Consider the following 20,722-nt stretch of genomic DNA (forward strand, 5'->3'; position numbering starts at 1 on the left):
TAACAACCGATTTCACACCACCGACAACCGCAGTAATGAGAACACTAGAAATTCAAGTTATAAACGCTAAGCCAATGCTGGCACCGCTTCTTTTAGAACAGCACGATCCGCTAATTTTCCACAAACATCCACTGCAGCCATAAACTCATCGCCCCACAGTTTAATATCATTGTGGCGAACCACATCGTAAGCTTCGCGCATACGGCTACGGGCTTCTTCGCGATTTAGGTTTAACGCAAAATAGCAGGTCTGCACGAGCTCGTTTCGGTCATGGGGATTCGCCAAGATAGGGCCGCGCAACTCTGCCGCCGCGCCTGCAAATTCCGACAGTACCAAAACACCAGCACCGTCGGTCATGCCTTGGGTGGCAATATACTCTTTGGCAACCAAGTTCAGTCCATCGCGCAGCGGCGTAATCCACATGACATCGGCCATGCTGTAATACGCCACCAGCTCTGCAAAAGGCAGACTTCGGAAGAAAAACTGCAGAGGCGTCCAACCAACTTTGGCAAAGCGACCGTTAATGCGCCCTACCGCTTGCTCAATCTGCTGTTGCAAGTCGCGGTATATGGTCATTTCGCTGGCGGCAGGGACACAGACCATCATCAACGTTACTTTGTCGTGAAGATCAGGATGCTGTTCCAATAGGCGTTCATAAGCTTCTAGTTGCTCTAATATCCCCTTAGTATAATCGAGTCGCCCCACCGACAAGATCATGCGAGTGCCTTGCAGTTCTTCTCTAAGTTGCACCATTCGCCGTTGCACTTTTGCATTACTCAGAGCGTCTTCAACACGTTTAAGATCCAGCCCCACTGGATGTGCCCCCAAACAAATACGGCGATCATTCACCTGTATTTCAGTGCTCATTTCATCAAGCCCCACCGCGCATCCGTAGCTTAAAAAGCGTGGTGAACAGCTCATTTTCTCAGTGACAACCAAAGGCGTAACTCCGCGGGCAACATCGACAAAGTTCTCGCTCTGGCGCGGTATATGAAAACCAATGTAGTCGCACTGCAATAAGCTACCAATAATATCGCGGCGCCACGGGATCACATTAAAGACATCCGCCGACGGAAAGTAAGTGTGATGAAAAAAGGCAATGACAACGTCGGGCCGTATCTCGCGTAAAAATGCGGGCACCATCCACAGATTATAATCGTGTATCCACACTGTGGCGCCTTCGGCAGCTTCGCTAGCGGCGACCTCGGCAAAACGCCGATTTACGTCAAGAAACACCTGCCAATGGTCTTCCCGAAAAGTCGCGCGCTCCCAAAAGGTATGTAGTGTTGGCCAAAATGCCTCTTTAGAAAATTTCTTATAGAAAATATCCATGTCGTCGCCACTTAGGGCGACTCGTGCCGCAACTAAATTAGGATAACGTGCGGTATCGACTTCGGTATGGGTTTCAAATTTCCCATCGCTTTCCTCGTGCAGCGACCATGCCACCCAGGAGCCAGCGCGACCCTGTGCAAAGAAGCTCATCAAGGTTGGAATAATACCGTTGGGCGACGTCGGCCTACGGCGAATGGTTTCGCCGTTCTCACGATACTCTTCATAGGGAAGCCGGTGATAGACAATCACCAAATCAGACTTTCCCGGCACCTGTACGTCGCGCTGTTCCGCCTCCATACCCGCCGCGCCCAAAAAGCCAAAGTGTTCTATCGCCTGCAAAATGCCGCCACAGCCAGGATGCTCGGCGTGATATACCCGCGCGCGGTTTTCAGTACCTTTCAATAAGGCCGGCTCAGACTCACCAACGCAAACGCCAATAAAGCCGTGCTCGTACATCGACAAGTCGTTAAGCGTATCACCGGCAACTAATACACTTTCATCACCTATCCCCAAATGCTCAACCAAGCCTCTTAGCGTTGAGCCCTTATTAACGCCTTTAGGTAAAATATCTAGATACAATCCCGCAGAGAACAATAGATCACAATCTAAGCCGCGCACGGCTTCTTCAAGCTCACCACTTATAGCGGTAGCGTCGCAGAAAAAAGAGAAACGGCGCTCCTGAGGAACATCCTGACGCTGTAAATTAGGAATATGCGCCACCGCCTGATCAACCACATGTTCACCAGGCCAGCGTTTATCGATATCGCCTTGCAAGGGTTGAATAGCTTGCTGTGTTCGGCCATCCACCACCGTGCAGCCCACATCGCAGATAATATAATCTGGCTCCGGAATCATTGGGTCCGAAAGCAATGGCAATACCGACTCGAGGCCGCGACCAGTAACAAAGGCCAGTTTAATCTCAGGATGCGCCGCAATTAATTGATAGAGTTTAAGACGCTGATCATTGTCGCCAGCGAGGAAAGTACCGTCTAAATCTGTTGCTAATAGCATTAAATCACCTGCGTTTGAACGCAGAGCCCAGCTCCCACCAGACTCCGGGTGCTGTTATAAAAAATTCATAACACCGACATACTACACTACCGAGTAATTGAAGAGTTGGTAGTGGTATTTACTTTGCAGTTCATTGAGCATGCAGATTCTGTGCCGATAAGAATGTACCAACATTCTTAATACAAGCTAATAACACCGACACGCAGGCCTGTAAGCAGTTTTAAAAATAATTTGAATTTTATTAAATAATTTATTTTTTGAAAAACCAAACCAAGCAAGCATTGCATAATTCCGAATTGCACCAATGTGGACCGCCGAATAATTTCAAAAAAACATGGAATGAAGAATTGCTACAACGCAAAAGCTATGCCACAGTAAAAACGTGATGTCTGATTATTGGTTGAACACAATCGCCGCCGCACAGACCCTGCGCCGCGATTTACACGCCCACCCCGAGCCGAGCTGGCAAGAGGTTCGCACCGCTGAAACAGTGCGAAGTACGCTAAACCAGCTAGGCATAACATGGCGCCAATGTGCCGGCACCGGTACCATCGCTACCCTGCAGCCTGGCGCCGCAATCGCGAACCCAAGTACCAAACATATCGCCCTACGCGGCGATATCGACGCTCTTCCCATTGTTGAGCAAACCGGCCGCGACTGGTCGTCTACCCAGTCTGGCTGTATGCATGCCTGTGGTCACGACGGCCACACCGCCACTTTGCTAGCGACCGCCCGCTGGCTAAAACACAATGAACGAAGCCTCACTGGCCCTGTCACATTACTATTCCAACCAGCAGAAGAAGGCGGACACGGCGCAAGAGAAATGATTAACGAAGGCGCGCTCGACGGCATCGACGAAATTTACGGATGGCACAACTGGCCAGCGATTCCCTTTGGGAAGCTAGTTTGCCCAGGCGACATAATCATGTGTGGTAACGGCACCTTTACCATTACCGTTACCGGCAAAGGCGGCCACGCCAGCCAACCGGAGCTGTGTCGAGACCCTGTTCTGGCCGCCAGCGCGATTACTTTAGCGCTGCAGCAAATAATTAGCCGTCGTTTAGCGCCACAGCAGGCAGCGGTTGTTAGCGTAACCTCATTTCTTGCCGAAAGCGGCTCGACTATCATTCCCCAGCAAGCGGTCTTAGGAGGCAGTATTAGAATGCCGGATCAAGAAAATCGCGAGCAAATCAACGCGTTGATCACCGAGATCAGCCACCACACCGCGCACAGCTACGGCGTAGAATGTCACGTTGATATTACACCGCGCTATCACGCTACCATCAATCACCCAGCTCAAGCCCAAAATGTTCGGCAACTTTGGCAAGACAGCTACGGCGCCGATGCCATCGACTTAAACACCCGCACGCCAATTATGGCCTCTGAAGATTTTAGTTATTACCTGCGGGAAATTCCCGGCGCATTTGCGCTCATTGGCGCAGATGATGGCGACCAACACCATCAGGTGCCCTGCCACAGCCCCCACTACGACTTTAACGACCGCTTAATTCCTCTAGTAAGCAATTTATTTTCTCAACTGTGTGGCGTGACGACGCCCGAAAAACCTGCACAAACCATCTAGGTAAATAGCAAACGTCAGCTTATCGACGCACTTTATGTCCAAGAAGGAGTACGCATGAGTATTTTTGAGCAACGTGAATCAGACATCCGCGCCTATTGCCGAGTATACCCAGTGGTATTCGACAAAGCCGTAAATGCCCGCCAAACCGACGAGGACGGTAAACAATACATCGACTTTTTTGCCGGCGCGGGGGTTTTAAACTTTGGCCACAATAATCCGCGCATGAAAAAAGCCATGATTAACTACCTGGAATCCGACGGTGTTACCCACACCCTAGACATGCATTCCACGGCTAAGCGCGCGTTTATGGAACGCTTTGTTAAAACTGTGCTTGAACCCCGCAACATGGATCACAAGATGCAGTTTATGGGGCCAACCGGCACCAATGCGGTGGAAGCCGCATTAAAAATTGCTCGGCGCGCTACCGGTCGCCAAGAGATCGCCGCCTTTACCCACGGTTTTCACGGTATGACCTTGGGGTCGCTAGCTTGCACGGCCAATGGCTATTTCCGCAACGCAGCTGGGGTGCCACTCAATCACGTCTCCCACCACAAATTTAACTGTACAGAATACCTGAGCCAGTTAGCTGCGTATTACGCCGATGCGTCTAGCGGCATCGCTGCACCGGCAGCTTTCTTAGTTGAAACCATACAGGCTGAAGGCGGGGTAAATGTTGCCAGCAAAGAATGGCTACAAGCCTTGGCCAAGCTCGCAAAAGACGTGGGTGCCCTGCTTATTATTGACGACATTCAAGTGGGCTGTGGCCGCACTGGCAGCTACTTTAGTTTTGACGAGATGGGTATCGAACCCGATGTCGTCTGCCTAGCCAAGGGCGTTGGCGGTATGGGTACACCCATGGCACTCAATCTTGTGAAGCCCGAAATCGACAAGCATTGGTCTCCTGGTGAACACACCGGCACCTTTCGGGGCCAGTCTCTGTCGTTTGTCGCAGGGAGCGAAGCCCTCAGCTACTTTGAAGACGATAAATTAATGACCGAGGTGGCCAAAAAAGCCGACGTCATGGCCGAAGCCCTAGCGCCGCTGGAAAAACGATTTAAAGCAATAGAAGTCCGCGGCCGAAGCATGATCCTGGGCTTAGACGTGGGCAGCGGCGAACAAGCCAAAGCTATAGTCGACGGCTGTTTTGCTGACGGATTGCTCATCGCCAGCTGCGGCACCGGCGGCCGAGTGGTTAAATTAATTCCACCGTTGACTATACCCAATGACGACCTACAGCAAGGACTCGACATTCTCATTAGCAATACCAGCAAAGTTATGGAGGCCACCGCATGATCCAACGCGACGATATGACCTTCTCCTTTGAGGAGTACCAAAGCAGACTAGCGGCACTGCGACTGCGCATTGCCGACCGTCGACTCGACGCCGTGGTGATTTCTGATCCAGAAAACATCATGTACCTCACTGACTACCAAACCACCGGCTACTCGTTCTTTCAGGCCCTAGTGGTGCCGCTAGACGACGAGCCCTTTATGATTACCCGCGCGATGGAGGAGTCCAATATCATCGCCCGCACTTGGGTAGAGCGCACCCGCCCCTACCCCGACACCGGCGATGCCATCCAAATGCTGGTAGATGCCTTACGTGAATTTGGCCTCGCCAATAAACGCATAGGTTACGAGCGTAATAGCTATTTTTTCCCGGCCTACCAACAAGACCGCATTCACACCACGCTAACCGAAGCGAAGTTACTCGACTGCTTTGGTATTGTTGAGCAAGGCCGCATTTGTAAATCACCGGCAGAAATTGAGCTCATGCGCAAAGCCGCACTTGCAACTGAGGCCGGTATGCAAGCGGGTATCGACGCCTGCCAAGCGGGCGTCACTGAAAATGAAATAGGCGCCGCCATTAGTGCGGCTATGTTCCGCGCGGGCGGCGAACCACCCGCGGTCATGCCCTACGTGACCTCTGGACCGCGCTCAATGATCGGCCATGCCACGTGGGAAGGCCGCACCGTACTACCCGGTGAGCACGTATTCTTGGAGGTCGGGGGCTGCTATCGCCGCTACCACACCGCCATGATGCGCACCGTAGTCTTAGGCGAACTCAGCAACTCCATGCACCACGCCCAAGAGCGAATGAAGCATGCTCTAAACGCCGTTCACGACAAAGTGCAACCGGGCATGACCGTATCCGATGCCGATAATCTGGTGCGCAATATTATTTCTGAGAACGACGTTGGCGCCCGGCTCATCACTCGCTCTGGGTACTCAATTGGTATCGCTTTCCCGCCCAGTTGGGACGAAGGCTATATCGTCAGCCTTAAGCAAGGCGAATCGACCGTGCTACAACCCGGCATGACCTTCCACATCATTCCGTGGATGTGGGGCGTAGACGGCGACAAAACCTGTGGAATCTCCGACACCATCTACATTACTGATAATGGCTGCGAATCCTTTTTCACCATGGACCGCGACTTCACAGTAAAACCCGCACAGGCCGAACCAGCTTTAGTCGAACTCAATGAGGCACGCAAAAACAAACAGGAAAAGGCCGACGCCATTAAAGATGGCACCAAGACCAAAGTAAAAAGCAGCGAGTAATTCACCCAATCGGCGCCAGCGCGCGCAAGCCGCTGAGGCCGACGCAATATCGAGGCAGCCATGCTAACAACGACAAACCCATGTACCGGACAAGTCATAGCCGAATACCCCACCTTAAACAGCAGCGAACTGCACGAGAAAATCGGCGACGCCTTTCGCGCCGCGGATCAATGGCAGTCCACCAGTATTGAAGAGCGCGGCAAAGTGCTTAAAGCGGTAGCCGCAGAATTGCGCCTGCAAAAAGACAATCTCGCCGAACTCATGGCGTTAGAAATGGGCAAACCGATTCGCGAAGGTGGTCCAGAAGTTGAAAAAGCCGCGGCTTGCGCTGAGTACTACGCCGAGCACGCCGCCGAGTACTTAGCCCCGCAAACCCTGCCCTCAGACGCCAGCATTAGCTATGTGTGCCATCCACCACTGGGCACCCTACTCGGCATACTGCCATGGAACGCCCCGCTGTGGCTGGCCTTTCGCTACCTCGCACCCGCACTTATGGCAGGCAATACTTGCGTAATGAAGCACGATCCCAATGTACCCGCCTGCGCCGCCGCGATTGCGAAGGCCTTTACCGATGCCGGCGCCCCAGAGAATATTGTGGTGAATGTCGCAATAGACAATGCCACCATCGAAACCGCCATTCGCGACCCCCGCATTGCCGCGGTTTCCTTCACCGGCTCCGGCAATGCCGGCCGAATCGTCGCCAGTATTGCCGGCTCAGAAATCAAACCCACTGTGCTTGAACTCGGCGGCTCAGACCCCTGTATTGTGCTCGCGGATGCCGACTTAGAAACTGCCGCCGACGTCGCCACCCTGTCGCGCATGATCAATGCCGGCCAGTCCTGTATTGCCGCAAAACGTATTATTGTTGAAGACGCGGTATACGATAGTTTCGTCGAAAAACTGCAAAGCCGAATGGCTAACTTTAAAGTAGGCGATCCACTGCTAGCAGACACCCAAGTCGGGCCCATTGCCCGCGACGACTTGCGCAAAAACCTTCACCGCCAAGTTACAGAGACCATTAGCGCTGGCGCCAAATGCCTACTCGGCGGCGAGCTCAGCGATGGCCCCGGTTTCTTTTATCCGCCCACTTTACTTATCGACGTAACAGAGAGTATGTGCGCCTTTAAAGAGGAAACCTTCGGCCCCGTGATGGTCGTAATCCGCGCCGCGGATGTCGAAGAAGCTGTGCAACTCGCAAACGAAACGCCTTACGGCTTAGGCGCCGCGGTATGGACCAGCGACGCCAAACTGGCAACCAGCATCGCCAACCGCTTAGAGGCAGGCCAGGTCGCAATAAACGGCATTGTTAAAACCGACGCACGCCTGCCCAGTGGCGGGATCAAAGGCTCTGGTTATGGCCGAGAATTGGGGCCACATGGTATTCGTGAGTTTGTGAATACGAAGCAGGTTTGGGTGAAGTGAATTAGATCAGCAACTATCATTACTTAATTACTTTACTGATCGTTCGGGCAACGATCACTTGCAGTCCTTTAAACGTAAAAGGGGCAAGCTATAACTGTTCCTAATAGCTCGCCCCTTTATCATTGAACCGCCCTATATTTTTTCTGCAACGTATACTGAATTGAAATACAAGGCACCACGTTTAACGGAAACATTGACCCCCAGATCTACTCTGCAGTCAGATATGCTGGAAATAATATAACGTCCTGATTCCATTTTTATCGTCGCATGCGAAATGCTATCGGATTTTCTTCCCCCAAGAATTTCGCACTTTTCAATTACTCCGGACATTACCTTTAAGGTTTCCCCATTGTTATAAATGCAAATGGCAACATAGGATCCAAGAGCCAATATTACAATTAGAAATACTCGCGCTAATTTAATAACTTCACCCGCTACATTGAATTAAAAATATCAAAATACTTTACGTGAAAACCAAGGCTAGTGCCCAACACCCACCAACTCCCGCGTAAGCTGCATAGCCGACACAGCCTTACAGCCGCTAACATTCTGTCCCGCCCATAGGGGCGAGAAATCACCGCTGTCTGCTCTTTCCGCCTTCGCACGCAAGGGCGCTATCGCCGTTCCCGCCAGCGGGAATTCTGGGGCAGCGGCACTTAGCGGACCAAGCTCCCGCATTAGGCGATTTACGATGCCCCGCGCAGCACCGCCGCTGAATAAATTAGTCAATGCGGTAACCTGGGCTGCATCGCTTTGCAGGGCTGCGCGGTGAACTACGCTGGTGGCGGCCTCGGTGCATAATAGATAGGCAGTGCCAATTTGGGCCGCAATTGCGCCAAGATTAATAACTGTTTCAACGCCTTTGTAGTCGGCAATACCACCAGCTGCAATCACTGGAATGTTCACCGCCCTGAGGATTTCCGGAAGCAGCGCTAAAGTCCCGCACTGGGTATTAAGGTCCCTCGACAGAAAGTAACCGCGATGCCCGCCCGCCTCCACTCCCTGAGCGATGATGGCATCCGCGCCATGGGTTTGCAGCCAGCGCGCTTCGTCAACCGTGGTAGCCGTTGAAATAATTTTCCCACCCCAGCCGCGTATTCGCGCCATGAATTCAGGTTTGGGTAAACCGAAATGAAAGCTCACCACTGGCGGTTTAAAGGTTTCTAAAACCTCGGCAGCTTCGGCGCTAAAAGGTCTGCGGCCTACACCTTCGGGTATGGCATTTACATCAAGACCGAGCTCATCAAAATACGGTGCCAACGCTCGCCGCCATTTTTGCTCTCGCTCTACACTGGGTTCTGGCGCCAAGTGACAGAAGAAATTCACGTTATAGGGTTTGCTGGTCTTGGCGGTAAGCGCGCTTAATTCCGCATGCAAAGCGTCTGCACTGAGCATGGCGCAGGGCAGCGAGCCGAGGCCGCCAGCATTACATACAGCAACAGCAAGCTCGTGAGTCTGCACCCCCGCCATTGGCGCTTGAATAATCGGCAAGTCAACGCCGAGTAGGTCTTTTATGCTCATCAGGTCTCTTACTCAAAAATTGCCAACAGGTATATGCTTTGCTAGATAACCGTGTTTGCTAGCGGGGCTATGGCGAGGTATTGCACGAGCTACGCCCGAACGTCAGGTTTACTCAAGTACGATGGTGCCAGCAACCATAGTCCCAAAACCACGTCGATACCGCCACAAAATGCAGGCCACCACAGTGGTGCGCCACCATCGCCAATTAAGCCCACGCGGGTAAAATCAAATATACCGTGAAGCAGTATTCCCCATCCCGCCAAAGGCACTCGGTAGCGAGCACCAGCAATTGCCAAGGCCGAAAAAATGCCCGCAACAACAAGCTCGACAACAATCGGCGCGCCAGACATCACCGCAAACAAAACATAGTAACTGGCAATCACTATGAGTACCGTCGGATAAAAGCTGCGGTCCTGATCAAAACGCATTTGCCGGGCAAACAGCGCAATGGCGCCACCAAGCCCAAGGCCAATAAAAAGCGGTACAGTATTCATCACGCCCTAATCTCGGTCATCATCCACAGTACCGGCACAATGCTCAGAAGCAGAATTGCCACAACATCAATCTTTTTTATGCTAAGAAGTTCGTTTCCTGCATTCCACGCCAGCTGCACGTAGCTGAGCATACTCACGTAGGCCATAACAACGGCCGCTCCCTGCAAATATGTTAGAAATGCCGAGGTGATAATGAATCCTCCGACAATACCAAACAAAACCGCACGGTGACGAAGTAGCACAAGAACATCGCCGGTCGGCGGATCGATCCCGTAAGCCTTTGCCAAGGCCGCCGATGACAACACCCCAGCGACAGGGACAAAATTAATTACCCCAACAATGACGAGAATGGCTGATATAACATGATCTAGCATCGCTGCTTCTCCCAGCATTACTGCAATCGATGGAATTTTGTGAGTTCCAGTAAAATCCTAGTGCCGGTGTTTATACCAAATTGCTTAACCGCCCAGCTCTCGGTTTTATAGATATAGTAGCGCAGTTTTGGCGCGATATTGGGAGTATGGAGCCACCCAAGCAGGCCAATGTTAAGCAATACTGTAATAGCAAAAACAATACGAAAGCTCACTTTCTGGGTTTTATGACGAAGTTGTTGCTGCCCGATAATCGCGCCGGGCCAACCACCCACTAAGGCCGAAAAATGCAGGGTATTTTCCTGCACTCGCCAAGCGCCGGTTTTTGCCGCTTTTTTGTCTTTGGCATATAAAGCGAACGACACAATACTGGCAATACCATAGACCAGCCCAATAAACACGGGAGTGTAGCCAGACCAGTAGGAGTACAACAGGCCCGCAACGAGTAGGATAATCGGATAGTAATCGATTTTCATAGCGTGTTCGCTTTTTGCATATTCATGTCCAGCGAAGTGAATGCGCGCTGTAAATTATGGTCTAAATTTCTTGGATAAACGTCGATTAAGGCCACGGTGTCGCAGTTTTGAAACTGCTTAAACTGGCTAACGGCGTCGATAAAGGTGGCATTAACGAGTTCCTCATCAAAGCCGTGATTTTCGAAGTGCAGTGATTTGATCTCTAGATGGCGTTCCTTACGGTGGGCCTTACAGTCCATGCGGCCGATGAATTGATCACGGTAAAGCAGCGGCAAGCTAAAATAGCCGTATTTACGTTTGGCTTCGGGCACATAACATTCTATTTGATAGTCGTATTCGAACAACACTTTTAGACGCTCGCGCTGTATCACGCAGTTGTCGAATGGCGAGAGAATCAATAGGCGCTTGCTCAGTCTGGGCAAAGGCCGCTCCAATGCGCCCGCCTCGGCAATAAATACCTCGCCGCTGCTCAGCTGCAACTGCTCTAAACTACCCTGCGCCACGCGCTCATCGACCAAGGTTTTTATCGCGGCACGCAGTGTCTTATCACGGCGCAAATAACTCAAGCCTTTGAGTGACGCAAGACCGTGGCAGCGCAGCTGTTGGTCGAGCATATGGGCAGCAAATTCCTCGGTGCTTGGCATTGCTGTATTTACCTGCGCTGGCAGTACACGCTCAGTTAGATCGTAAGTTTTCTGAAATCCCTCACGATTTCTGACCATAAGATCGCCCTGCATATACAGTTGTTCCAAGGCTTTTTTGGCCGGTTTCCAGTCCCACCAGCCCGCACGTTTAGTGGTAATGGCTTCCAGATCTCGTGACCTTAGCGGGCCATCGCTCGCAATGCGGACCAACAATTCCTTCATTAGTTTTTTGTCTGGTGTTTTAAACCAGTGCGTTTGACCGCTTTTAATCGCGTGTTTGTAAGGCAGGGAAAATCGAAAATCATTAATGGGTATAAACGCCGCCGCGTGCGTCCAATACTCAAAGATATCCCGGTCTAATAGCATTTGATTGTTCATGACCGGGGTAAAGTTAGGAACCCGCGAATGCAAAACATGATGGTGCGCACGCTCGACTACCGAGATGGTATCGATTTGCACATAGCCTAGGTGCCGAATTGCCGCTCGTGCGCCGGCCAAACCACGCCCATACGGCTGGGCTTGCAGCAGACCTTGGGCGTCCAAGGCCATGCGGCGTATACGTTTGAGATCATGAGCACCTTTTATGATGATCATTGTGAGCCTTGGCTTGCTGCAAATTTAATACGGACAGGCTTACTCACTGGTGGCTTCTTTTCGGGTATGTTCATAGTCATCAAAGGAGGTACTGGCTTCCGCCATACATTGGTCATATTGCGACGGCGGTAGCGCTAAACAGGCGTTACGCTTATTCATTTGAATATTTTCATAGGCAGCTTGGTTGCTACACCCGGCTATGAATAAAGCAAATATAATCAGCAGTTTTACTCGCATGTCTTTTCTCCCTGTCGACCTATGCCTCGCTATTCACGCAGCCCTGCGGTGATTGAATTCTACTAGCAATAAAACAGAATGCCAGCAACTCGCTTTGGACAGCAAGTCGCTGGCATTCTATTTAGTGCTATGACTCTCGGGAAATCCGCTGTTTAAGCTTGCGATGATTTCTTTGCCTGAAAGAATTGTTTTAAATCCTGCTCTATGGCGTAGAGACTGGGCAAGTAAAACAAAGTAATAATACTGCCCACAATCACACCCCACAGCATCACCATCGCAATGGGGCCAATCGTCGCGTTTGTGCCAAACAGCCCATAAGCCACTGGAAACAAACCGGCAACTGTTGTCACCGTAGTAATAAAGGTTGGCCGTAACCGTGTGCGAGCCGTTTGAACCAAGGCTTCGCGCTGTAAAACGCCCTCGCTACGTGCTCGGTTAAGCTGGTCAATCATAATCAGTGAGTCGTTAACCAGTATCCCCGTTAGGCCGGTGATTCCAACCAAGGCCGACAAACTCATAGCAATGTTTTGTACCGCAAAGGCAAACATCACTCCCAAAATACCGAGGGGAATCACAAAGAGAATCAAAAGCGGCTGCGTTACCGAGTTAAACAACAAAACCAAAAGCAGGAGAATCCCAACACCAGCGATAAGCGCCGCACTGCCAATATTTCCAACCGCGTCTTGCTGCCGGTCGGCTTCACCACCAACAATGATTTTAACCTGCGGGAAACGCTCGCGTATTTGCATGGCGGTAATCGCCTCTTGCAGTGTTTGATTCACCTCAGCCACAGAGAGCTCGGCCTTATTAATTTCGGCGTAGACCGTAACGGTGCGCTCGCCAAAGTAGTGGAACAAGGTCGCCTGCGCGGGCCTTGTTTCAAATTCAGCGACACTGCGCAGCAATACCGTTTGGCCGCGACTATTAATGAGGCTAAGACCGTAAAGCGTATCGAGCTGCCCTTGCTCCGGCTGACGATACTGCAGACGAAAGCGAATGCGCTCATCGACAGTTTGCATTTCCTCAACCAGCATTCCGTCAAAGGCGACCCGCACTGCTTGAGTCACATCGCTAACGGTAAGCCCGTAATTTGCCAATAATTCGTGTTTGAGCTGCAGATCGATAACGTCTTTACCAGGTTTATAAGACGTCCAGACACGGCTAACACCAGGAATCTGTTCAAGCTCGTGCACAATCTGATCGGACACTAAATAGCGATCATCGGCATTACCAACAATATCAAGCTCGACCGCCTCGCCGGTTGGCGGTGAGTTCTCGACAGGCACCACCCTAATCATCAATAAATCCGCTTGCGTGTCGGCAAAGGCGCGCATGTCATCAATAATATGGAGCGAATCACGCGTTAGTGTCGATTGCGGCTTTAGGTATATGTCGACCAAACCCCAAGAATCCTGGCGACCGTCGGTGACCCCAGACATGTTCACCAAGTCGTGATGGCCAACGGTTATTTTACTTGCCAGTAAATCGGCGCCTACCACCTCCCGCATATCCCGCTCTAATAGCCACAGGCGTTCGCGGGTACGCTCAAACGAACTGCCCAAGGGCATTTCTATTTTTACGGATATGGCGTCGGTATCGCCGTCAGGATAAAGATCAAGCGACAAGCGATGAGCGCTATACACAGAAGCCAAACTTGCGACGAGGCTTATGAATAAAAAACTTATCACGCGGTGACGAAACATGTGCCCCATTATCCATTCATACGCTCGCTCCACAGGTTCAAACCAACGCCGTGACAAGGACTGTCCCTCTTTAGCGTGCGCACTTTCTAGAGCATGGGCAATATGCGCGGGCAGCATGAACTTGCACTCAAGCAGCGACGCCAGTAATACCAGCACCACCACTGCTGGCAACATCCATAAAAACTTACCTTCGGTGCCTGACAAAAACACCAAGGGCATAAACGCCAAGACGGTGGTCGCCGAGCTCGTAATAACCGGCGCCGCCATTGCCGTGGTGCCGTCAATAGCCGCCTGTAACGGCGATTTGCCGCGCTCGGCTTCTCTAAAAATACTTTCGGCGATCACGATCGCGTCATCGACAAGTACGCCGAGCATTAAAATTAGCCCAGAAATACTCAGTTGGTTCATTGAAATATTTAGCATGGGCATTGCGATAAAAGTCAGCATTATCGCGGTGGGAATACCAACCACCACCCAAATCGTAAACCGAAACGGAAAGAATGCCATTAGGGTAATGAACACCAAACCCATCCCCACGAGGGCATTACTGGTTAACATTTCTAATAAGTTACGCGCATAGCGGGTGGTGTCATTGAAGGTGCTAAATTCAACACCGGCGGGCACGAGAGCTTGCTGCTCCTGAACAAAGACACGTAAATCATTGGCGACCGCCAGGCCGTTCGCATTACCGGCCTTTTTAACGAGAATACTGATACCCGGCTCGCCATTGGCCAATGCCTGGACTTGCCAGTCTTCGTAGTCGACAACAACTTGGGCAACATCTTTCACCCGCAAAAAATTATCCCTGCCGACAACGCGCACTATTACATCTTCGACTTCATGGGGTTCATGGAACTGCCCTACCGTCACCACATCGCGCTCCGAGGTGGTCGATTCTAATGAACCTCCTGAGTCCCGCACATTGCGCCCACGTATCGCAGTCGCAATTTCGTCTGGATCAATTCCCAATTGCTGTAGGCGCTGGGGATTAAGTAATATTTTTACTTCCTTGCGGCGATAGCCATTGCGGTTGGAGCCAACCACGCCCGAAATTTGCCGTACATCGACCTGCAGACGGCGCGCTGTTCGCCGTAATACATCTTCGTCGACATTGCCGTGAATGAGAATTTCCATAACGGGTGTGCTATCTGGATTCTCGGCATATAAATCTGGCTTTTCTGGCACGTCGGTGGGCATACGTTGATAAGCCCGATCAACCGCCATTTGCAGATCGTTGCGAAAACTGAGGTTTTGTTCACGATTGTTACTGGGGCTCGATTGCACCAGAATATTCGACACTCCTTCCATGCTAGCCGAACGCAGTACATCAACACCTTCAATCTCGAGAATTTCTTCCTCTAGCGGTACGGTTAACGATAGCTCAACGTCTTCAACACTCGCGCCGGGCCACCCGGTAGTGACAATAAACACACCCATGTCTAGCGAGGGATAGCTACTAAATACTTGGGATCGCGTGGCGACGATACCACCCAAAAACACCATGCCTACCAGCAGGTTTACCAGCAAAGCCCGCCCAGCAAAAAAACTGATCAGCGCCTTCACTTTTGAACTCCGCTCACGCTCAATACACGGCCGTCGACCAGTGAATCTAAATGGCTCACAATTAATTCGTCGCCAGCACTCAATCCCGCTAATACCGGCAACTGATCACCCACTCCTGCGCCAAAACTGGGTTCAACTTCCCGTGCGACACCATCGCGATAGATAAAAATTACCCGGCGCCGATTGCGATCGACTAAATATTTTTTATCCACCACCAAGACGTCTTTGCGGACAATACCCCGCATATTCACCTGCGCCGACATACCTGGCCGTAATAGTCGCTGAGTATTGCTGACCGTAAGTTTAACGGTGAAATTTCCGGTTTCGAGGTCGGCAGCCGAACTCACGAGCTCTACCCGCGCACTCATCAATTTACCGGGGACAGCGGGCGACGATACGCTGGCTTCGTCGCCAAGACGCAATTGATTGACCTCGCGCTCACTCACATAGGTAACCACTCGCAGGGTATCGGCCACTTGCACAATGGCTAAGGGGTTGCCCGGCATTACGGTTTGTCCTAACTCAACCAAGCGTTGTTCGACCACCCCATCAACTGGGCTGATAATGCGCGTTTCACGCAGGTCTTGCTCCGCTAGCGCCAAGGCCGCTTCGGCCTCTTCTACCGAGGCGCGGGCCCGCTCATAATCCGATTCGCCCTGTTTGAGTTGCTCACGCGACAGCGCACCGGTTGTCATCAAGTCTCGATAACGAAAGAAGGTAGTTCGCGATTTTTCAAGTTCAGTGCGCGCCTTCAGCAAGCTGGCCTGCGACTGCCTGACTCTAAGTTGCTGCTTTTGGTCGTCGAGCTCAATGAGTAAGTCCCCCGCGCGAACGTTCTGTCCATCGCGAAACAGCACTTTCTCTACCGTGCCCGAAAAGTCGACACTGATGGTCACCTCCTCCGTGGATTCAAAATGACCGTAGGCGGTGAACTGAAGTTGCCAGTCGCTGGCTTGCAGAGTTTTAGTACTCACTTGCAGTTCAGTTACTTCGCGAGCCAGCGTTGCAGCAGGTTCAACTTGTTCACAGGCAGAGACGAGGATAGCCAGTAAAACAACTATGGCCCCCAAGGCGCGATGCAGCATTAGAGCGTATCCTAAATTCCATTAATACGAGGAGTTTAGAACATACTCAGCAGTGAATGGCCTAGGTTACAAAGTATTAACATTATGTCGTAAATGCCGAGGAGACGTAGAGCGAGGAGCTAGCTAGCCGCCACTGAATCCTATCCGGATTGTGGCGGCTGAGCTGATTAGCTAATTGGCGGGTATTTTTCGGCCATCATTACCCGGATGTCTTTTTTAAGGACTTTACCGGTGGGGTTACGAGGCAAGGCCGCAAGGTATTCTACCTTGCGCGGAATCTTGTAACCGGCCAGTTTTTCGCGACAGAATTCAGTCAGTTCCTCCGCGCTCAATTCTGGCTGACCACCCGAAACCAGCACGGCTAGAGGCACTTCACCCCATTTGGCATCGGGCACACCGATAACCGAGGCGTCTTGAATTTGCGGGTGCGACACAAGATGGTTTTCAATTTCTGCAGGGTAGATATTCTCACCGCCAGAAATAATCATGTCTTTGACACGGTCTTGAATGTAGATATAGCCATCTTCATCCATACGACCGGCATCGCCGGTATGCAGCCAACCATCGACCACTGTCTTGGCCGTAGCCTCAGGGTTTTTCCAGTAGCCCTGCATAATCTGAGGACCCTTGGCGACGATTTCACCGATTTCGCCCACGGCGAGTTCTTGGCCGTCGTTGCCAACAATTTTAATCTCCGAGCCAAACACCGCGCGACCACATGAGCGCAGCAATTCTGGCTGACCAGCCAGGGCCTTGCGATGATCCGAGGCGGTGAGGAAGGTCAGCGCCATGGTCGCTTCGGTTTGGCCGTAGCCCTGCACAAAATCACAACCAAAGGCGTCGATGCATTCTTTTAACAAAGTTTCTGAAATCGGTGAGGCACCATAATTAATGGTGTGCAGCTCCGAGAAATCGTAGTCCTTAATATTCGGCACCATCGCCAATGAGAATTGCAGCATCACTGGAATAACGGCAACTGAATTAATGTGCTCTTTGGCCAATGTTTCAACCATGCCCACCGGATCGTAGTCGCGATGAATAATAAGGGAACAACCGTAGATCACCCCTAGTAAAGCACCAACCAAACCAACAGCGTGAAATGAAGGTGCGATCACAAGCGCGCGATCCCCTTCTCTAAAGCCAATACCGGTGCTCAGCGGCGCCTGGTAAGAATTAGCCAGTACATTGCCGTGGCTGATCAATACGCCTTTTGGCAAACCGGTCGTACCACTGGTGTACATTTGGAAAAGAATATCGTCGCCATTGACCTCGACCTCAGTCAAGCTCGCTGGCGTTGCCAGCCACTCGGCTAAAATCGGCGCGCTTTCGTCGCTATCAAGGCATACGCAATTAATACTATTGAGGTAATCGCCACGCAGGCTATTAAACTCTTGGTCCATAAACAGGAATTTTGCCCCAGCATTGCTGGAGATAAAATCGAGCTCAGAGAGCGTCAGGCGATAATTAAGCCCCACTGCAACTGCGCCAATACGGGCGCAAGCAAGGAAAATACAGATATTGTCGACGGAGTTTTTTGCCAGAATTGCGACTCTGTCGCCCTTGCTAATGCCTTCTGCCTGCATATGGGCGGCGATCGCATTAATATGATCCCACGCCTCTGCGTAACTCAAAGTCTTAATATTATCGCTGACCATCATCACCTCACCACGCCGTTTGGCGTGGTAGGACGTGTGGTCATTGATGTTGTTAAACATCTTCATGACGCTCTCCAAATTATTGTTATTGTTGCCCGCACTGCATTCGCATCAAGCGTAGCTTAATCCGCAAAAGTTGCGACGCTGCGTTGCTGCATTTCCAAAATAGCTGTCGATCATCATCAATCGTTTCAGATAATGACCAATGGGCATTTCATTACTCACGCCCATACCGCCATGCAACTGTACAGCCTCTTCGGCCACCTTACGACCGTATTTCCCGACCATTGATTTAAGCGCCGCGATGTCTTTCTGACGATCACTGCTGTCGTCCAATACCGAGCACTGCGCGCGAATTAGCAGCGACCGGCACAGTTCGGTGGCCATAAACATATCGACCATACGGTGCTGAAGCGCCTGAAACTTACCAATTGCCGTACCAAATTGCTTACGGGTATTGGCGTATTCCGCGGTGGCCTTATACAAGTATTCCATCGCGCCCACTGCCTCGGCGCAAAGTGCGATCAGCGCTTCTTCGACGACATCGGCAATCAGCGAATAGGCCTCGCCTTCTGCTGTTAACATGTCGCTGGCTGGCACGCGCAGATCATTAAAGCGGATATTTACCGCACGCTGACCGTCCATCAAGGACACTTCTTCACGCGCTAGCGCTGGATGCCGCGCATCAATCTTAAACAAACTAATACCTTGTTCGCCATTTACACTACCGCTGCTGCGAGCAGGCAATAGGATAAAATCAGCCGCAGCGTTCAATACCAGCTGTTTTTCACCATTCAGAATGAAGTCGTCACCGTCTTGCTGGGCAGTGGAACTCACGTGGCTTAAATTGAACTCGCCCTGGGCTTCTAACCACGCAAAGCTAGCTTGGGATTCACCCGCCATTATTGCAGGCAATAAGGCTTGGCTCAGTTCAGCATTGCTGCTCCGGGCAAGTAACTGCCCCGCCAATACAATACTCGACCAGTAGGGTTCCACCACCAATACCTTGCCAAATTCTTCCATCAACACACAGGTATCAACAATATTGCCGCCAAAGCCGCCCGCCGCCTCAGAAAACGGCACCGTGAGCCAACCGAGTTCAGCAAAGCTCGCCCAATGGCCAGCACCATCTGCCTTTTTGATAATCTCGCCGCGCTGTTCGGGGCTGTAATTAGCGGCCATAAATTTTGTCACGCTGTCTTTAAGCATGAGCTGTTCTTCACTTAACGAAAAATCCATTACTTACTCTCCTGCGTGAGCTTATAAACCCAATGCGAATTTGGCGATAATATTGCGCTGCACTTCATTGCTGCCGCCGTAAATAGTGCTCGCGCGGCCAAACATATAGCTGCGTCGCGCCATATTGCCGCTGCTTTGCCAAAGGGCTTCAGCGCCGTGTTCAGCGGGTAGCACACCGCCAAAACTCGCGGCCACGTCCCATTGCAGACTCTGCACAGCTTGCTGCATTTCCGTGCCCTTCAGTTTTAACAGCGACGATTCCATACCTGGTGCCGAGCCGCTATCTATCGCGCTCAGTACTCGCAGCTCTAAGAATTCCAGCGCCATAACGTCCATTTCAACATCGGCTAGGCGCGCCTGAAAATCCGGCGAACTAAGCAGCGAAGGCGATTGATTATGACTCTGCGCCGCCATTTCGCGAATGGTGGCCAGCGTGCGTTTACAGTAACCAACACCAGACAGTGCGGTGCGTTCATAGGTCAGCAAAGCCTTAGCGTAGGTCCAACCTTGATTCTCTTCGCCAATGCGATTACTCACAGGAACCCGCACATTGTCGAAACTCACCTCGTTGAGGTGATGCTCGTCATCAATTGAGATAATAGGCGACACTGTCACGCCGGGGCTTTTCATGTCGATCAACAGGAAGCTAATACCCTGCTGCGGCTTGCCTTCATTGCTGGTGCGTACCAAGCAAAATATCCAATCGGCATACTGGGCATAGGTTGTCCAAATTTTGGTACCGGTCACCAAATAGTCATCACCGTCGCGCACGGCCTTAGTTTGCAAGGCGGCCAAATCTGAACCGGCGCCGGGTTCTGAGTAGCCCTGACACCACCAAATATCAGACGCCTTAGTTGGTGGTAAAAAGCGCTGTTTTTGTTCGTCTGAGGCATAGCTGTAAAGCACAGGCGCCACCATTTTTATGCCCATAGGCACAACATCTGGGGCACCAGCAGCAGCCAGCTCAGTGCTATAAATATACTTCTGCGTTGCGGTCCAAGGCTGGCCGCCGTGCTCTACTGGCCAGCCGTGTGCAGCCCAACCTTGGCGATCTAAGCATTTTTGCCATTCAATACTGGCTTCTTTAAACGTGTCCGGGTGATTAATGCGCGCATCGAGTTCCGGGGTGTAGTTGTCCCGCATAAAGCTGCGCACTTCACTTTGAAAGGCCAGTTCGGCGTCACTAAATTTAGCGTACATAGTGTGTGTCTCTTAGCAGTTATTAATATTGT

At 51.4% G+C, this 20,722-nt stretch carries 15 protein-coding genes; 4 read left to right on the top strand and 11 right to left on the bottom strand.

Annotated features, from left to right (window positions below; genetic code table 11):
• Window positions 1–66 precede the first annotated feature (66 nt).
• On the bottom strand, window positions 67–2,343 hold the full coding sequence (gene ggpS, locus ABD836_RS05920; protein ID WP_344933349.1) for a glucosylglycerol-phosphate synthase: 2,277 nt from the start codon (window positions 2,341–2,343) through the stop codon (window positions 67–69).
• Window positions 2,344–2,728: 385 nt separating this feature from the next.
• Here ggpS and doeB2 point away from each other — a divergent pair, with 385 nt between their 5' ends.
• From doeB2 to ABD836_RS05940, 4 genes are read left to right on the top strand one after another with little or no spacing between them, the layout of a single operon-like run.
• Window positions 2,729–3,925, top strand: coding sequence for a N(2)-acetyl-L-2,4-diaminobutanoate deacetylase DoeB2 (gene doeB2, locus ABD836_RS05925; protein ID WP_344933351.1), 1,197 nt, complete (start codon window positions 2,729–2,731; stop codon window positions 3,923–3,925).
• A 54-nt stretch (window positions 3,926–3,979) separates the two neighbouring features.
• The gene (locus ABD836_RS05930; protein WP_344933354.1) at window positions 3,980–5,218 is read left to right on the top strand and encodes an aspartate aminotransferase family protein; all 1,239 of its coding nucleotides are present in this window, start codon (window positions 3,980–3,982) and stop codon (window positions 5,216–5,218) included.
• Window positions 5,215–6,486, top strand: a complete 1,272-nt coding sequence (gene doeA, locus ABD836_RS05935; protein WP_344933356.1) for an ectoine hydrolase — start codon at window positions 5,215–5,217, stop codon at window positions 6,484–6,486. The genes ABD836_RS05930 and doeA overlap by 4 nt, the downstream gene beginning before the upstream one ends.
• A 60-nt stretch (window positions 6,487–6,546) precedes the next feature.
• Window positions 6,547–7,908, top strand: coding sequence for an NAD-dependent succinate-semialdehyde dehydrogenase (locus ABD836_RS05940; protein ID WP_344933359.1), 1,362 nt, complete (start codon window positions 6,547–6,549; stop codon window positions 7,906–7,908).
• A 480-nt stretch (window positions 7,909–8,388) separates the two neighbouring features.
• On the opposite strand, the gene ABD836_RS05945 is transcribed toward ABD836_RS05940, so the two are convergent.
• From ABD836_RS05945 to ABD836_RS05990, 10 genes are all read right to left on the bottom strand, one after another.
• Complete coding sequence (locus ABD836_RS05945; protein WP_344933361.1) at window positions 8,389–9,429, bottom strand: NAD(P)H-dependent flavin oxidoreductase; 1,041 nt, start codon at window positions 9,427–9,429, stop codon at window positions 8,389–8,391.
• Window positions 9,430–9,518: 89 nt separating this feature from the next.
• Window positions 9,519–9,926: a hypothetical protein gene (locus tag ABD836_RS05950; protein WP_344933364.1), complete on the bottom strand. Its 408-nt coding sequence runs from the start codon at window positions 9,924–9,926 to the stop codon at window positions 9,519–9,521.
• Window positions 9,923–10,297 (bottom strand): hypothetical protein, encoded by a 375-nt coding sequence (locus tag ABD836_RS05955; protein WP_344933367.1) that lies wholly within the window; start codon window positions 10,295–10,297, stop codon window positions 9,923–9,925. The genes ABD836_RS05950 and ABD836_RS05955 overlap by 4 nt, the downstream gene beginning before the upstream one ends.
• Before the next feature lie 17 nt (window positions 10,298–10,314).
• Window positions 10,315–10,770: a DUF1294 domain-containing protein gene (locus ABD836_RS05960; RefSeq protein ID WP_344933369.1), complete on the bottom strand. Its 456-nt coding sequence runs from the start codon at window positions 10,768–10,770 to the stop codon at window positions 10,315–10,317.
• Window positions 10,767–12,008 (bottom strand): winged helix-turn-helix domain-containing protein, encoded by a 1,242-nt coding sequence (locus tag ABD836_RS05965; protein ID WP_344933371.1) that lies wholly within the window; start codon window positions 12,006–12,008, stop codon window positions 10,767–10,769. Before ABD836_RS05965 ends, ABD836_RS05960 begins: the two co-directional genes overlap by 4 nt.
• A gap of 389 nt (window positions 12,009–12,397) precedes the next feature.
• Window positions 12,398–15,511, bottom strand: a complete 3,114-nt coding sequence (locus ABD836_RS05970; RefSeq protein WP_344933374.1) for an efflux RND transporter permease subunit — start codon at window positions 15,509–15,511, stop codon at window positions 12,398–12,400.
• The gene (locus ABD836_RS05975; RefSeq protein ID WP_344933376.1) at window positions 15,508–16,596 is read right to left on the bottom strand and encodes an efflux RND transporter periplasmic adaptor subunit; all 1,089 of its coding nucleotides are present in this window, start codon (window positions 16,594–16,596) and stop codon (window positions 15,508–15,510) included. The genes ABD836_RS05970 and ABD836_RS05975 overlap by 4 nt, the downstream gene beginning before the upstream one ends.
• Window positions 16,597–16,763: 167 nt before the next feature.
• Entirely contained in the window at window positions 16,764–18,317 is a 1,554-nt protein-coding gene (locus ABD836_RS05980; protein WP_344933378.1) for an acyl-CoA synthetase, read from the bottom strand.
• Between the two features lie 45 nt (window positions 18,318–18,362).
• On the bottom strand, window positions 18,363–19,490 hold the full coding sequence (locus tag ABD836_RS05985) for an acyl-CoA dehydrogenase family protein (protein WP_344933381.1): 1,128 nt from the start codon (window positions 19,488–19,490) through the stop codon (window positions 18,363–18,365).
• 21 nt (window positions 19,491–19,511) lie between these two features.
• Window positions 19,512–20,690 (bottom strand): acyl-CoA dehydrogenase family protein, encoded by a 1,179-nt coding sequence (locus ABD836_RS05990; protein WP_344933384.1) that lies wholly within the window; start codon window positions 20,688–20,690, stop codon window positions 19,512–19,514.
• Window positions 20,691–20,722 lie beyond the last annotated feature (32 nt).

Source organism: Zhongshania borealis, from assembly GCF_039539625.1.
Classification (GTDB): Bacteria; Pseudomonadota; Gammaproteobacteria; order Pseudomonadales; family Spongiibacteraceae; genus Spongiibacter; species Spongiibacter borealis.